Origin of the sequence: Burkholderia sp. Bp9090 (assembly GCF_003857985.1) — a bacterium.
In the GTDB taxonomy this organism is placed as follows: domain Bacteria; phylum Pseudomonadota; class Gammaproteobacteria; order Burkholderiales; family Burkholderiaceae; genus Burkholderia.
This window is the reverse complement of the sequence record NZ_QTPV01000050.1, coordinates 41,832-55,857: the sequence shown is the minus strand read 5'-3', so window position 1 is coordinate 55,857 and position 14,026 is coordinate 41,832. Positions and strand designations below refer to the sequence as shown.

The following is a 14,026-nucleotide window of genomic DNA, read 5'->3' as shown; positions in this document are numbered from 1 at the left end:
CCCTGTGCGGCCATCACGGCCGGGCTCGTGTAGTTTTCCGACGCGATCAGCTCGATGTGATCTTCCTGGCGGCGGTTTTCCTGCTCGATAGCTGCAAAGAGTTCGGGATCGACGTTCGCGATGGTGCTTTGGGCTCTGTCAAACATACGGTTTCCGTTAAGTGTGTACAGGTTGACCGGGGCGGCCGAGTACATTGCGCTGCTGGCGGAACCAGCTCGACGTGGCGGAAGAATCCGTATGACGCGAGACAGGACAGCCACCGGCGATGCACGCAACGGCGCACAACGGCTGCCCAGGCGAACGGCAAAAACGGCGCCCCGCGCTTCACGGTGGGATGCTCCACCTTGAACCCGAAGGGTTCTATCGCCAGTCACGCAGGGGTGATGAGCGCGTTAGTTTATTGGATGCGTCATGAATAGGCAACCGCGCGCCCGTGGCCCCGAAACAATAAGGGCCAGACTTTACGCACCCGTGCCGACGCGCTTTGGCGCCTTGCCGCGGTGCGGCAATCTCAGTAGGCTTGCGGGATACTATCCGCTACTTTGTTACCGACCAGGAGCAGCAATGATCGTGTTCGTCACAGGCGCGTCCGCCGGCTTCGGCGCCGCAATCGCCCGAGCCTTCGTCAACGGCGGCCATCGCGTCGTCGCAACCGCGCGCCGCAAGGATCGTCTCGATGCGCTCGCGGCCGAACTCGGCGAGGCACTGCTGCCGCTCGAGCTCGATGTGCGCGACCGCGCCGCAGTAGAAGCCGTGCCGGCCGCCCTTCCCGCCGAATTCGCGGCGCTCGACGTGCTCGTCAACAACGCCGGTCTCGCGCTCGGTGTCGAGCCGGCCCACAAGGCCAGCCTCGACGAGTGGCAAACCATGATCGATACGAACTGCTCGGGCCTCGTGACCGTCACGCACGCGTTACTGCCCGGCATGATCGAGCGCGGCCGCGGCCATATCTTCAACCTCGGTTCGGTGGCCGGCACCTATCCGTATCCGGGCGGGAACGTATACGGTGCAACCAAGGCTTTCGTCAGACAATTCAGCCTGAACCTGCGCGCCGACCTGATCGGCACGCCGTTGCGCGTAACCGACATCGAGCCGGGCCTCTGCGGCGGCACGGAATTCTCGAACGTCCGCTTCCGCGGCGACGATGCGAAGGCGGCGAACGTCTACCAGAACGTCCAGCCGCTCACGGCCGAGGACATCGCCGACACGATCTACTGGATCGCGACGCGCCCCGCGCACGTCAACATCAACACGATCGAGATGATGCCGGTCGCCCAGGCTCCGGCCGGCCTCGCGATCCATCGCGGCTGACACGACGGGCGCAGCCGCGGGCCCGCCTCCGGCCGGCCCGCGGCATGCTGCGCCGTACTACATTCCGTTACGAATCGGTTACGAATCCGGCCTCGGCCTTCCGGTAAAATGCGCGCCATGACTCAGCCTACCCGCTCCCCGGACGCGCACTCCGGCTTCACCTGGCCGGTACGCGTGTACTACGAGGACACCGACGCAGGCGGCATCGTCTTCTATGCCAACTACCTGAAATTCTTCGAGCGCGCTCGCACCGAATGGCTGCGCGCGTGCGGCATCGACCAGCGTCGGCTCGCCGACGACACGGGCGCGATCTTCATCGTCCGCAGCACGTCGCTCGACTACCGCGCGCCGGCGCGACTCGACGACACGCTGACGATCACGAGCCGGCCCGGACGCATCGGCCGCGCCTCGGTGGAATTCACGCAGGAAGCATGGCGCGGCGACACGCTGCTCGTCGCCGGGCACATCCGCCTCGGCTGCGTCGAACAGATCGGCATCCGGCCCGCGGCGATCCCGCCGGTCGTGCTCGACGCGCTGCAACGCGGGCCCGTCATCGACGCCGGGCAGACTGCCGTACTGTCAACGAAGCTCGGATGAGCACCGTTTAGACAAGGCCCATGAACTTGCCTTCCTGAATCGATACTAAGCAAGGTTCGGCGCCAGGCCAGGCCGGCGCGCCGCGCCACACGCATACCGTGCGCCCTCGCCGGACACCCCCGAAGGGACGTTACTCAAACCTCTATGAACACTTCTCAAGACCTGTCGATCATTTCCCTCGTCCTCAACGCGAGCGTGCTGGCCCAGGCCGTGATGGGGCTGCTGTTGCTGCTGTCGCTGATGTCGTGGACCTTCATCTTCCGCAAGTGGTTCGCGATCCGCCGCGCACGCGCGCAGACCGAACGCTTCGAAAGGGATTTCTGGTCGGGCGGCGACCTGCAGGCGCTGTATCAGAGCGCGGCCAACAACCGTCACACGATCGGCGCGCTCGAGCGGATCTTCGAATCGGGGATGCGTGAATTCCTGAAGGCGAAGGAAAAGCGCATCAGCGACCCGGGCCTCGTGCTCGACGGGGCACGCCGCGCGATGCGCGCGTCGTTCCAGCGCGAAATGGACGTACTCGAAGCGAACCTCGCGTTCCTCGCGTCGGTCGGCTCGGTCAGCCCGTACATCGGCCTGTTCGGCACCGTCTGGGGGATCATGAACTCGTTCCGCGGCCTCGCGAACGTGCAGCAGGCGACGCTCGCGAACGTCGCACCGGGCATCGCCGAGGCGCTCGTCGCCACCGCGATCGGCCTGTTCGCCGCGATTCCGGCGGTGGTCGCGTACAACCGCTACGCGCACGACATCGACCGCCTCGCGATCCGCTTCGAGACCTTCATCGAAGAGTTCTCGAACATCCTGCAGCGCCAGGCCCAGTAAGGAGCACGCCATGGCAGGAAGCCCCATTCGATCCAGCATGCGCGGCGGCCGCTCGCGCCGCGCGATGGCCGACATCAACGTCGTGCCGTACATCGACGTGATGCTGGTGCTGCTCGTGATCTTCATGGTCACGGCACCGCTCGTCGCCCCGTCGATCATCAATCTGCCGACCGTCGGCAACGCAGCACCGCAGGAACAGACGCCCCCCGTCGTCGTCAACATCAAGGCCGACCGCACGATGAGCGTCAAGTACAAGAGCGACGCCGGCGCGACGCAGGAAGACACGATGACCAAGGCCGAGCTCGACAGCTTCATCTCGGCCCGGCAGGCCGATCATCCCGACCAGCCCGTCGTGATCGCGGCCGACAAGACCGTGCAGTACGATGCGGTCATGACCGTGATGTCGGATCTGAAGGCGCGCGGCGTCAAGCGCGTCGGCCTCCTCGTCAAATCGCAATGAACCGGCAGCAATCCACGCGCGGCAACGCCTACCCGTCTCAGCCCCCGCGCGAGCGCGGCACCTGGCGCGCGTTCGCGCTCGCCGCGCTGATGCACGTGCTGCTCGCGCTGTTCCTCTATCACGGCGTGCAATGGCAGAACAGCACGCCGGCCGGCTCCGAGGCCGAGCTGTGGACCGAGGTGCCCGACGTGCCCGCGCCGCGGCCCGTCGTCACGCCCGCGCCGCCCGAGAAGCTCGCACCGCCCCCTCCCCCGATCCGGGACGAGCAGGCCGACATCGCGCTGCAGCAGAAGAAGCGACAGCAGGAAGCGGCCGCGCGGGAAGCGCTGCTCGAGCAGCAGCGCCGCGCGCAGCAACTGAAGGCCCAGCAAGAGGAAACCCGGCGCGAGCAGCTCGCGGCCCAGCAGGCTGCCGCGCTCGCCGCGCAGAAGGCCGCCGAGCGCGAACGGCAGAAGCAGGCGGACAAGCTCAAGCAACAACAGCTCGTGGAGCAGCAGAAGCTCGAACAACAGAAACTCCAGCAGCAGAAACAGCAGCAACAGAAGCAGGCGCAGCTGGAAGCGCAGCAGGCAGCGAAGGCCAGGGCCGACGCGGCCGCGAAGGCGAAGGCGGAAGCCCAGGCCAAGGCGAAGGCTGAAGCGACGGCGCGCGCGAAGGCCGACGCGGCAGCGAAGGCGAAGCTCGACCGTGAGCGCAACGCGCGCCTCGCGCAGATGCAGGGCATGTCCGGCGCCGGCGAAGGCGGCGGCGAGGGCCTCGCGAAAAGCGGCACCGGCACGGGCTCCGGCGGCAATGCCGCATCGCCCGGCTATCCCGACAAGGTGCGTCGCCGCGTGAAGCCGAACATCGTCTGGGGCGGCGAGCGCGCGGGTCTGACGACCGTCGTCGCGATCCGCTGCACGCCGTCGGGCGACGTGCTCAGTGTTTCGATCCGCCGTTCGAGCGGAAATTCGGGGTGGGATCAAGCCGTGGTCAATGCGATCCAGTCGTCGGTCCCATTGCCGCCCGATTCTAACGGTCGTACCCCGTCCGACATTACGATTACCTTCAAGGCGGCGGAGTGATCGCAAATGCGCTTACACTCCGTGCGTCGCTGCCGGACGGGAACGAATCGGGTATTTTTACTGTCTCTGCGGTTGCGCAGCGATCTAAGTCACATGGGAAGCAAGAAGCATGAGTTTGATGACGAAACTAGGTTTCAGGGCACTCGTGGCCTCGTGTCTGATTGCGGCCGGCGGCGCCGCTAACGCGCAGGTCAACGTGCTGATCACCGGCGTCGGTTCGACCCAGTTCCCCATCGCCACCGCGAACTTCGCGAACGAGGCAGGCCTGCCGCAGCAGGTCACGTCGATCGTCCGCTCCGACCTCGCCCGTAGCGGCAAATTCACCAACATCGACGCGGGCAGCACGCCCGTGCCCGAGACCGCATCGGTCGATCTCGGCGCATGGAAGGCCAAGGGCGCGAATGCGTTCGTCGCCGGCAGCGTGAACCGCGAAGCGAACGGCCAGTACAAGGTGAACTTCATCCTGTACGACACCGTGAAGCAGCAAAGCCTCGGCGGCCTGTCGCTGACGGCCACCGACACCACGCTGCGCACGGCCGGCCACAAGATCGCCGACTACATCTACCAGAAGCTGCTCGGCGTGCGCGGCGTGTTCGCCACGCGCCTGTCGTACGTGATCAAGACGGGTAACCGCTACCAGCTGCAGATCTCGGATTCGGACGGCCAGAACCCGCGCATCGCGCTGTCGAGCACCGAGCCGATCATCTCGCCGTCGTGGTCGCCGAGCGGCACGAAGGTCGCGTACGTGTCGTTCGAGCGCAAGAAGCCGATCGTCTACATCCATGACCTGCCGACCGGCCGCCGCTACATCGTCTCCGACCAGAAGGGCAACAACAGCGCGCCGGCGTGGTCGCCGGACAGCAACACGCTGGCCGTTGCCCTGTCGCTGACGGGCAATACGCAAATCTATACGGTCAATGCAACCGGTGGCGGTCTGCACCGGCTCACGCAGAGCAGCTCGATCGATACCGAGCCGTTCTACTCGCCGGACGGCCGCTGGATCTATTTCACGAGCGATCGCGGCGGCGCGCCGCAGATCTACCGGATGCCGGCGCAAGGCGAAAGCGCCGGCGCGGCACAACGCGTGACCTTCACCGGCAGCTACAACACCAGCCCGCGCATCAGCCCGGACGGCAAGCTGCTCGCCTACATCTCCCGCACGGGTGGGGGGTTCAAGCTGTACGTTCAGGATCTGCAATCCGGGGCGGCGAACGCCGTCACGAATACCAATCGCGACGAATCGCCGAGCTTCGCGGCAAACGGCCAGTACCTTCTCTACGCGACCCAGTCGGGTGGTCGTAACGTGCTGGCAGCAGTGCCCTCCGACGGCAGCGCGCCGCCGCAAATCCTGTCCGTCCAGGGCGGCTCCGTTCGTGAGCCGTCGTGGGGGCCCTTCATGCAATGACCACAAGGAGAGTAACCATGATGTCGAATAAAGCTCGTCTGGCCCTGGCCGTGATGATGATCAGCGCGCTCGCAGCGTGCAAGTCGGGTGTGAAGCTCGACGACAAGGCCAACGCAGGTGCGATGAGCACGCAGCCGAGCGCCGACAACGTCGCGCAAGTGAACGTCGATCCGCTGAACGACCCGAACAGCCCGCTCGCAAAGCGCAGCATCTACTTCGACTTCGACAGCTATTCGGTGAAGGACGAGTACCAGCCGCTGATGCAGCAACACGCTCAGTACCTGAAGAGCCATCCGCAGCGTCACGTGCTGATCCAGGGCAACACCGACGAGCGCGGCACGAGCGAGTACAACCTCGCGCTGGGCCAGAAGCGTGCGGAAGCTGTCCGCCGCGCGATGGCACTGCTCGGCGTGAACGACTCGCAGATGGAAGCCGTGAGCCTCGGCAAGGAAAAGCCGCAAGCAGCGGGTCACGACGAAGCATCGTGGGCGCAGAACCGTCGCGCCGACCTCGTCTACCAACAGTAAGTAACGGAAGAGTTGCCGTATGACGCACCGTGTATCCTGGCTGCGCATCGCCGCAGCGTTCTGCGTCGTCGGCGCGGCGTGGTCGGCCGCGCCGGCGCACGCCGGCATGTTCGACGACAACGAGGCGCGCCGCGCCGTGCTCGATCTGCGCAGCAAGAGCGACAACCTGTCCAGCCAGCTGTCGGCCGCCCAGCGTACGATCCTCGATCAATCCGGCCGTATCGACCAGCTGAACCAGCAGGTCGCGACGCTGCGCGGCGAGAACGAGGATCTGACGAACCGGCTGACGACGCTCGAGCGGCAGCAGAAGGAGTATTACCAGGATCTCGACACGCGGCTCAAGAAGTTCGAGCCGCAACAGGCGACGATCGATGGTGTCGAAGGCACCGTGCAGCCGGGTGAAACGGATGCGCTCAGCGCGGCGCAGCAGCAATTCCGCAACGGCAACTTCAAGGCGGCCGCGACCTCGTTCCGCAGCTTCATCGCGAAGTACCCGCAGAGCCCGTACCAGCCGACCGCGCAGTACTGGCTCGGCAATGCGCAATACGCGCTGCGCGACTACCGCGGCTCGACCGCGACGTGGCAAGCGATCGTGAGCAAGTATCCGCAGCATCCGCGTGCGGCCGACGCGCTCGTCGCGATCGGGACGAACCAGCTCGAGCAAGGCCAGAAGGCGGCCGCGAAGAAGACGTTCGAGCAGGTCGTGTCGCAGTACGCCGGATCGAACGCTGCGCAGACTGCGCAGGGCAAGATCGAGAGCATCAAATAAATTACCGTGTCGAATTGTTGACAGCCCTTCAATTCGCCGATATAATCTTTTGCTCTTTGGGTCGTTGAGCAAGTTGTCAGCGCAACGGACCAACCGGTTTCAAGAACGTGGGGTGGTAACTCAGTTGGTTAGAGTATCTGACTTTTAATCAGAGAGTCGAGGGTTCGAGTCCCTCCCACCCTACCAACTATCTTTGATAGTGCAATAAAAGCCTCCCGAGTGGAGGCTTTTTTGCGTCTGCTTCCCGCAGTATTGCGCTCGGCATCTCGATGATGCTCGCGCCGCTTTCGACGAAGTCGATCGAACGCGGAGCCGGCGCGTGTCATGCGACACAGGCGGCCCGCTCGGGCGCCCGCTTCGCGTGGCGTCACCGTCACTCCTGAACGGTCGGCGCGGAATCCGCGTCGGTGAAGCGCGGCTTGGCGCGCTGCATGTCACGCGTATTCTTCTGCACAGTCACCGCGCCGAACGAACAGCACCAGCGCGAACGACAATTCGCGTAGAAGCCCTTCTCACTCAGTTGCAGCGTCGCATTGAAGAATGCCGACGACCAGCAGCGCGATCGCGATCAACAGCGCGACCCAGCCGTTGTGTCTTGTTCGAAATCGTTTTCATCGGAATACATTTCGCGCATGGTAGCCGCGTTGCCGCGCCACACGACGATTGCACTGCCGGACTTACGTGCCCCGCTGCGCGCGCCGCCAGCGCCCCGGCGTCGTGCCGAGCACCGCGCGAAACGCCTTGCCGAACGCCGCCTCGGACTGATAGCCGACCGCCTGCCCGATCTCCGCCTGGCCGCGCTGCGTGTCCTGCAGCAGCGCGCATGCATGCATCATCCGGATCTGCGCGACGAACGCGCCGACGCTCATCCCGGCCTTCTCGCGGAAATGCCGCGCATAGGTCGCGCGCGACATCGCGGATGCCGCGCCGAGCGATTCGACCGTCCACGCTTGCGCCGGCGCCTGCAGCACGGCCTGGACCGACGGGCCGAGCCGCGCATCGGCAGCCAGCGCGAGCCAGCCGGCCGGCACGCGCGCATCGCGGCCGTACGCACGCAACGCGTAGGCGAGCAATGCCTGCCCCAGCGCATTCACGATCGCGCGCGCACCCGGCTGCGCGCTCGATGCCTCGGCACGCAGCACGCTCGTCAGCAGTTGCAGCGACGCGGGCCCCGACGCCGCGCGCAGCCCGACATGCAGCACGCGCGGTAACGTACGCATCAGCAATTCACCGGCGCCGCGCGCATAAATGAAGCGCCCGCAGAGCAGGTCGACGCTCGCATCGGCCGGATCCGCGGGATCGCGATTCGACTTGACCGGCAGCACCGCACCGCCGGCCACGCCCGGCTCGCGCAGCGACGCGACCGGCGGCCGCGCGCCGCCACCCCCGACATCGGACAAATCGTGCGCGTCGCCCGCCGGCAGCAGCACGAAGTCGCCGTCGGCCAGCCGCAGCGTGCGCCCGTCGGCCGTGCGCAGCCGGCACGTTCCGGACAGCAGCAGGTGAAACGCCGCCTCGCCGGGCGGCAACGGATCGTGCGGCATCGCGAACGGGCCGTCGAGCAGGCAGCGCACGTCGAGCTCGACATGGCTACGGCCCAGCGACAACAGTTGACTCAATGCGTCCATGAGACGTTTGCGCTAAAAATTGACACTCTAGCGTATCGAAACCCTCAGCGCGAACGCTCAGAATAAGTCCTGCATCGCCCGAGATCGCGGCATCCGCCGCCTGATCCACCTCTTCTCGAAAGGACGCATCATGCTGAACTGGAACGAATACCGGAAGGAACTCTCGACGCGCATCGGCGACATCGCGAAGCTCTCGCCCGACACGCTGGCCGGCTACAAGGCGCTGTCCGGCGCCGGCGCCAAGACAGGCCATCTCGACGCGAAGACGCGCGAACTGATCGCGCTCGCGGTGGCCGTCACGACGCGCTGCGACGGCTGTATCGCGGTGCACACGGCCGAAGCCACGAAGCATGGCGCAACCAAGGAGGAAGTGGCCGAGGCGCTCGGCGTCGCGATCGCGCTGAATGCGGGCGCGGCGCTCGTCTATTCGGCCCGCGTGATGGACGCGCTCGGCGAGTGACGCGCACCTGAAGGGTGTGGCGCCCGCCGCATCCTTCGCGGACGATCGCCGGCGCAGCCGGCCAGCCGGCGGACGCGCCGCGGTCGCGTACGCCGGCGCCGCGAAGTCGGCTACCATGCGCGAGAAGCTTCATCGCGAAGGAGCGCTCCATGTGCCGCTGGCTCGCCTATACGGGTAATCCGATCCATCTCGAGACCGTCCTGTTTCGCGCGAAGCATTCGCTGATCGACCAGAGCCTGCATTCGGAGCTGGGCGCCACGACCACCAACGGCGACGGGTTCGGCATCGGCTGGTACGGCCGCCCCGAGGAACTGCCGTTCCGCTATCGGTCCGTGCATCCCGCATGGAACGACCGCAACCTGCGCGAAGCCGCGCGCGCGATCCGCTCGCGGATGTTCATCGCACATATCCGCGCGGCAACCGACACGCCCGTCCAGGAAACCAACTGCCATCCGTTCCGCCACGGCCGCTGGCTGTTCGCGCACAACGGGCTGATTCGCGATTTCCACAAGCTGCGCCGCGACCTGACGATGAAGGTCGACCCGGCACTGTTCCCGACGATCGAAGGGACGACCGACTCCGAGCTGATGTTCCGTCTCGCGCTGACCTTCGGCCTGGAGCAGACGCCGCTGCCGGCGCTCGAACGGATGGTCGGCATGGTCGAGGAAACCGCCGCGCGATACCGCGTTGCCGAGCCGCTCAACATGACGATCTGCGCGACGGACGGTGAGCGGATCATCGCGGTGCGCTACTCGAGCGAACGGCAATCGCGCTCGCTGTTCCACAGCACGTCATTCAAGCATCTGCACGAACTCTATCCGCACAACCCGCGCATCGCGGAAGCGGGCGACGACGCGTTCATGGTTGTGTCGGAGCCGCTCGTCGACTTGCGCGGCGCATGGGAGGAAGTGCCGGAAAGCATGGCGATCGTCGCGCAGGGGGCGGATGTGCAGCAGCGGCCGTTCAATCCGCGGCATAAGTAGGTTGAAGCTGCGTTTCAACTCCTGCCGCCACGGCGAAATGTGTCCGAATCAAACCGGATTTAGCGAATAAACTGACAGGCGTGCCAACGACCACGGCACCACCAGCCGTGACGGCAAAGCAAAAACACGGCAATGCTAAATCACGATATAAAACGAGTGATTCGCACCGACTGAATCGAGCATGGTATAGTTATCGCCGATTTCAAGTATCGCAAAAACCATCACCGCATTCGACATCCACTCCCGCTTGCCGTTTCTTTGCTGCGGTTCGCGCAAATGTTTGCGCGAGATTGCATGTCTGATGAATTCCCCGCAAGAGCACGGGAAATCGTGATACCCCGTACGCAACCGGCACCGGCCGGGTCCCGCGGTATAGAGAATTAATAGTCTTTCAACGCAGACTGTCCGGTTGGCACATGCGTCGCCCCCGAGGAATATCCTAGAATATGCGTGCAATCCAGCCCGCCACGTCCGCCAGGCTCGCACGATTTCTTGATATTCTTCAACGCGCGTCAACCGAGGGCAGCGCGCGAACGAGAACAAGGCAGGATTCACTGCCATTAACGTAATGAGAGAGGCTACATGATATTGGTTACAGGTGGCGCCGGCTTTATCGGTGCCAACTTTGTGCTTGACTGGCTGCGTCAATCGGACGAATCGGTTCTGAACGTCGACAAATTGACCTATGCGGGCAATCTCGGAACGCTAAAATCGCTGCATGGAAACCCGAAGCACGTGTTCGCGCACGCCGATATCTGCGACCGTGCAGCACTCGACGCGCTGTTCGCGGAATACAAGCCTCGGGCGGTCCTGCATTTCGCTGCGGAAAGCCACGTCGATCGCTCGATTCACGGGCCGGCGGATTTTGTTCAGACCAATGTCGTCGGGACATTTACGCTGCTCGAAGCCGCGCGCCAGTACTGGAATACGCTGCCGGAGGCGGACAAGGCCGCATTCCGTTTTCTGCACGTTTCCACGGACGAGGTATTCGGTTCGCTGTCGCCTGCCGATCCGCAATTCTCCGAAACGACTCCGTACGCACCGAACAGCCCCTATTCGGCGACCAAGGCCGGTTCCGATCATCTCGTGCGCGCGTATCAGCATACGTACGGCCTGCCGACGCTGACCACGAACTGCTCGAACAACTATGGCCAGTACCAGTTCCCCGAGAAGCTCATTCCGCTGATGATCGCCAACGCGCTCGCCGGCAAGCCGCTGCCCGTGTATGGCGATGGCCAGAACGTACGAGACTGGCTGTATGTCGGCGACCACTGCAGTGCGATCCGCGAGGTACTCGCGCGCGGCCAGACCGGCGAAACGTACAACATCGGCGGGTGGAACGAGAAAACGAATCTCGAGGTCGTGCACACGCTGTGCGACCTGCTGGACGAACTGCGACCGAAATCGGCGGGCTCGTACCGCGACCAGATCACTTACGTGACCGACCGGCCGGGCCATGACCGACGCTACGCGATCGATGCGCGCAAGCTCGAGCGCGAACTCGGCTGGAAGCCCGCCGAAACGTTCGAAACCGGTCTCGCGAAAACGGTGCGCTGGTATCTCGACCATCAGGAATGGGTCGACGAAGTCGCTTCGGGCGAGTACCGCAAGTGGGTCGCAACGAACTACGCGCACCGCGCGTAAGGGGAACGGACATGGCGCGCAAGGGCATCATTCTCGCCGGCGGTTCCGGCACACGGCTCTATCCGATCACGCATTCGGTCTCGAAGCAGTTGCTTCCTGTCTACGACAAGCCGATGATCTATTACCCGCTGTCGACGCTGATGGTAGCGGGCATTCGCGACGTGCTGATCATCTCGACGCCGCAGGACACCCCGCGCTTCGAAGCCATGCTCGGCGACGGTAGCCAGTGGGGGATGAACATCCGGTATGCGGTGCAGCCGTCACCGGACGGTCTTGCGCAGGCGTTCGTCATCGGCCGCGATTTCGTGGGCAACGACCCGTCGGCGCTTATCCTCGGCGACAACATCTTCTATGGTCACGACCTGGCCAAGCAGCTCGAGCACGCAGACGCGCAGGACGCGGGCGCAACGGTGTTCGCCTATCACGTACACGATCCGGAGCGTTACGGCGTCGTCGAGTTCGACCAGCACTTCCGTGCCGTATCGATCGAAGAGAAGCCGGCCAAGCCGCGTTCGCACTACGCCGTGACCGGCCTCTACTTCTACGACAACCGCGTGTGCGACATCGCCGCCGACATCGAGCCGTCGCCGCGCGGCGAACTCGAAATCACCGACGTCAATTCCCGCTATCTCGCCGACGGCGCGTTGAACGTCGAGATCATGGGCCGCGGCTATGCATGGCTCGACACCGGCACCCACGATTCGCTGATCGAGGCCGCCAGCTTCATCGCGACGCTGCAGAAGCGGCAAGGTCTGGTCGTCGCCTGCCCCGAGGAGATCGCGTACCGCAGGCACTGGATCGATGCCGAACAGGTACAGAAGCTCGCGCAGCCGCTGTCGAAAAACGGCTACGGCAAATATTTGCTGAACATTCTTACGGATCAGGTTGCATGGCCATCACGGTAACTGCTACGGCGCTCCCCGAAGTCAAGATCGTCGAGCCGAAAGTATTCGGCGACGCGCGTGGCTATTTCTACGAGAGCTTCAACGGGCGCGAATTCGCGGCGCTCGTCGAGGCCGACGTCGAGTTCGTCCAGGACAACCACTCGCGTTCCGCGAAGGGTGTGCTGCGCGGGCTCCACTACCAGATCGAGCACGCGCAGGGCAAGCTCGTGCGCGTGGTCGAAGGCGAGGTGTTCGACGTCGCAGTCGACATCCGGCGCAGTTCGCCGAATTTCGGCAAATGGGTCGGTGTGACGCTGTCGGCCGACAACCATCGCCAGCTGTGGGTGCCGCCCGGCTTCGCGCACGGCTTCGTGGTGCTGTCGGAGTCCGCACAATTCCTCTACAAAACCACCGACTACTGGTTCCCGGAGCACGAGCGCAGCCTGCTGTGGAACGATCCGGAGATCGGCATCGAATGGCCGCTCGACGGCGAACCGCTGCTGGCCGCGAAAGACGCGGCGGGCAAGCGGCTCGCCGAAGCCGAGTGCTTCCAGTGAGGGCCGCCGTGCAAACGCCCGAACCGCGAACCATCCTGGTCACCGGCATCAACGGCCAGGTGGGATTCGAGTTGGCGCGCACGCTGCAAGGGCTCGGTAACGTGGTCGCGCTCGACCGCAACCGGCTCGACCTGTCGCGCCTCGACCAGGTGCGCGAGGTCGTGCGTGAAGTGAAGCCCGACCTGATCGTGAATCCGGCCGCGTACACGGCGGTGGATCAGGCGCAGACCGACGTCGCGCTTGCCGCGCGCCTGAACGCCGAGGCGCCCGCGGTGCTGGCCGAAGAGGCGAAGCGCATCGGCGCGGCGCTGATTCACTACTCGACCGATTACGTCTTTGCCGGGACGAAGGACGGCCCGTACGTCGAGGACGATCCCGTCGATCCGCAAAACGTCTATGGCAAGACCAAGCTCGCGGGCGAACAGGCGATCGCGGCCGCCGGCTGCGCGCATCTGATCTTCCGCACGAGCTGGGTGTACGGCGCGCGCGGCAAGAACTTTCTGCTGACGATGCTGCGCCTGGGCGCCGAGCGCGACGAACTGAAGATCGTCGCGGACCAGATCGGTGCACCGACCTGGTCGAACACGATCGCAACGCTGACCGCCCATGTCGTCGCACAGGCCGCCGCCACCGGCGCGGCCGGTCGGGAAGCATGGTGGAACGCGCATTCAGGCATCTATCACCTGTGCGCGGCGGGTTCGACTTCGTGGCACGGCTTCGCCGAGGCGATTTTCCGTCTCTCGAATCTACCAAGGAAGCCTGCGGTCATGCCGATTCCCGCCAGCGCCTACCCGACACCCGCCAGCCGCCCGGCCAATTCGCGGATGTCGAACGAGAAACTGGCCGAGCACTTCGGCGTGCGCGCGCCGCATTGGGAAGCCGCGCTCGAGCTGTGCATGAAAGAAATTTAACGCG

The 14,026-nt window shown here is 64.8% G+C and carries 15 protein-coding genes, 1 tRNA gene, 2 pseudogenes and 1 riboswitch; of the genes and pseudogenes, 15 read left to right on the top strand and 3 right to left on the bottom strand.

Going from position 1 to position 14,026, the window contains the following annotated elements; translation table 11 throughout:
- Positions 1-146, bottom strand: a pseudogene (gene glyA, locus DIE16_RS31280) (serine hydroxymethyltransferase); the annotation flags it as partial.
- A gap of 137 nt (positions 147-283) precedes the next feature.
- A riboswitch (ZMP/ZTP riboswitch) is annotated at positions 284-384 on the bottom strand.
- 180 nt (positions 385-564) lie between these two features.
- Here glyA and DIE16_RS31270 point away from each other — a divergent pair.
- From DIE16_RS31270 to DIE16_RS31230, 9 genes are all read left to right on the top strand, one after another.
- Positions 565-1,311, top strand: a complete 747-nt coding sequence (locus DIE16_RS31270; protein WP_124551582.1) for an SDR family NAD(P)-dependent oxidoreductase — start codon at positions 565-567, stop codon at positions 1,309-1,311.
- A gap of 108 nt (positions 1,312-1,419) precedes the next feature.
- Entirely contained in the window at positions 1,420-1,908 is a 489-nt protein-coding gene (gene ybgC / locus DIE16_RS31265; RefSeq protein ID WP_044844093.1) for a tol-pal system-associated acyl-CoA thioesterase, read from the top strand.
- Between the two features lie 144 nt (positions 1,909-2,052).
- Entirely contained in the window at positions 2,053-2,730 is a 678-nt protein-coding gene (gene tolQ, locus DIE16_RS31260; protein ID WP_010091489.1) for a protein TolQ, read from the top strand.
- A 10-nt stretch (positions 2,731-2,740) separates the two neighbouring features.
- The gene (tolR, locus tag DIE16_RS31255) at positions 2,741-3,190 is read left to right on the top strand and encodes a protein TolR (RefSeq protein ID WP_124487921.1); all 450 of its coding nucleotides are present in this window, start codon (positions 2,741-2,743) and stop codon (positions 3,188-3,190) included.
- A complete protein-coding gene (gene tolA, locus DIE16_RS31250) occupies positions 3,187-4,254 on the top strand; it encodes a cell envelope integrity protein TolA (protein ID WP_124894061.1) in 1,068 nt (355 codons plus the stop codon). Before tolR ends, tolA begins: the two co-directional genes overlap by 4 nt.
- Before the next feature lie 109 nt (positions 4,255-4,363).
- Complete coding sequence (gene tolB, locus DIE16_RS31245) at positions 4,364-5,659, top strand: Tol-Pal system beta propeller repeat protein TolB (RefSeq protein ID WP_044844090.1); 1,296 nt, start codon at positions 4,364-4,366, stop codon at positions 5,657-5,659.
- A gap of 17 nt (positions 5,660-5,676) precedes the next feature.
- Positions 5,677-6,186 (top strand): peptidoglycan-associated lipoprotein Pal, encoded by a 510-nt coding sequence (pal, locus tag DIE16_RS31240; RefSeq protein WP_044844089.1) that lies wholly within the window; start codon positions 5,677-5,679, stop codon positions 6,184-6,186.
- A 19-nt stretch (positions 6,187-6,205) separates the two neighbouring features.
- The gene (gene ybgF / locus DIE16_RS31235; RefSeq protein ID WP_124571165.1) at positions 6,206-6,955 is read left to right on the top strand and encodes a tol-pal system protein YbgF; all 750 of its coding nucleotides are present in this window, start codon (positions 6,206-6,208) and stop codon (positions 6,953-6,955) included.
- A 109-nt stretch (positions 6,956-7,064) separates the two neighbouring features.
- Positions 7,065-7,141 (top strand) — tRNA-Lys (locus tag DIE16_RS31230).
- A 187-nt stretch (positions 7,142-7,328) separates the two neighbouring features.
- On the opposite strand, the pseudogene DIE16_RS37335 reads toward DIE16_RS31230, so the two are convergent.
- A pseudogene (locus DIE16_RS37335) lies at positions 7,329-7,539 on the bottom strand (YiaA/YiaB family inner membrane protein); the annotation flags it as partial.
- A 93-nt stretch (positions 7,540-7,632) separates the two neighbouring features.
- The gene (locus tag DIE16_RS31220; RefSeq protein ID WP_124894060.1) at positions 7,633-8,583 is read right to left on the bottom strand and encodes an AraC family transcriptional regulator; all 951 of its coding nucleotides are present in this window, start codon (positions 8,581-8,583) and stop codon (positions 7,633-7,635) included.
- A 130-nt stretch (positions 8,584-8,713) separates the two neighbouring features.
- Here DIE16_RS31220 and DIE16_RS31215 point away from each other — a divergent pair, with 130 nt between their 5' ends.
- The 6 genes from DIE16_RS31215 to rfbD all read left to right on the top strand — a co-directional run bounded on the left by DIE16_RS31215 (position 8,714) and on the right by rfbD (position 14,022).
- Positions 8,714-9,043: a carboxymuconolactone decarboxylase family protein gene (locus DIE16_RS31215; protein ID WP_124551367.1), complete on the top strand. Its 330-nt coding sequence runs from the start codon at positions 8,714-8,716 to the stop codon at positions 9,041-9,043.
- A 149-nt stretch (positions 9,044-9,192) separates the two neighbouring features.
- Positions 9,193-10,026, top strand: a complete 834-nt coding sequence (locus DIE16_RS31210; protein ID WP_044844085.1) for a class II glutamine amidotransferase — start codon at positions 9,193-9,195, stop codon at positions 10,024-10,026.
- A 582-nt stretch (positions 10,027-10,608) separates the two neighbouring features.
- The gene (gene rfbB, locus DIE16_RS31205) at positions 10,609-11,670 is read left to right on the top strand and encodes a dTDP-glucose 4,6-dehydratase (protein ID WP_124487933.1); all 1,062 of its coding nucleotides are present in this window, start codon (positions 10,609-10,611) and stop codon (positions 11,668-11,670) included.
- An 11-nt stretch (positions 11,671-11,681) separates the two neighbouring features.
- Positions 11,682-12,575 (top strand): glucose-1-phosphate thymidylyltransferase RfbA, encoded by an 894-nt coding sequence (gene rfbA, locus DIE16_RS31200; RefSeq protein WP_124894059.1) that lies wholly within the window; start codon positions 11,682-11,684, stop codon positions 12,573-12,575.
- Positions 12,560-13,111 (top strand): dTDP-4-dehydrorhamnose 3,5-epimerase, encoded by a 552-nt coding sequence (rfbC, locus tag DIE16_RS31195; protein ID WP_044844082.1) that lies wholly within the window; start codon positions 12,560-12,562, stop codon positions 13,109-13,111. The genes rfbA and rfbC overlap by 16 nt, the downstream gene beginning before the upstream one ends.
- 8 nt (positions 13,112-13,119) lie before the next feature.
- The gene (gene rfbD, locus DIE16_RS31190) at positions 13,120-14,022 is read left to right on the top strand and encodes a dTDP-4-dehydrorhamnose reductase (protein WP_124894058.1); all 903 of its coding nucleotides are present in this window, start codon (positions 13,120-13,122) and stop codon (positions 14,020-14,022) included.
- Positions 14,023-14,026: the final 4 nt, after the last annotated feature.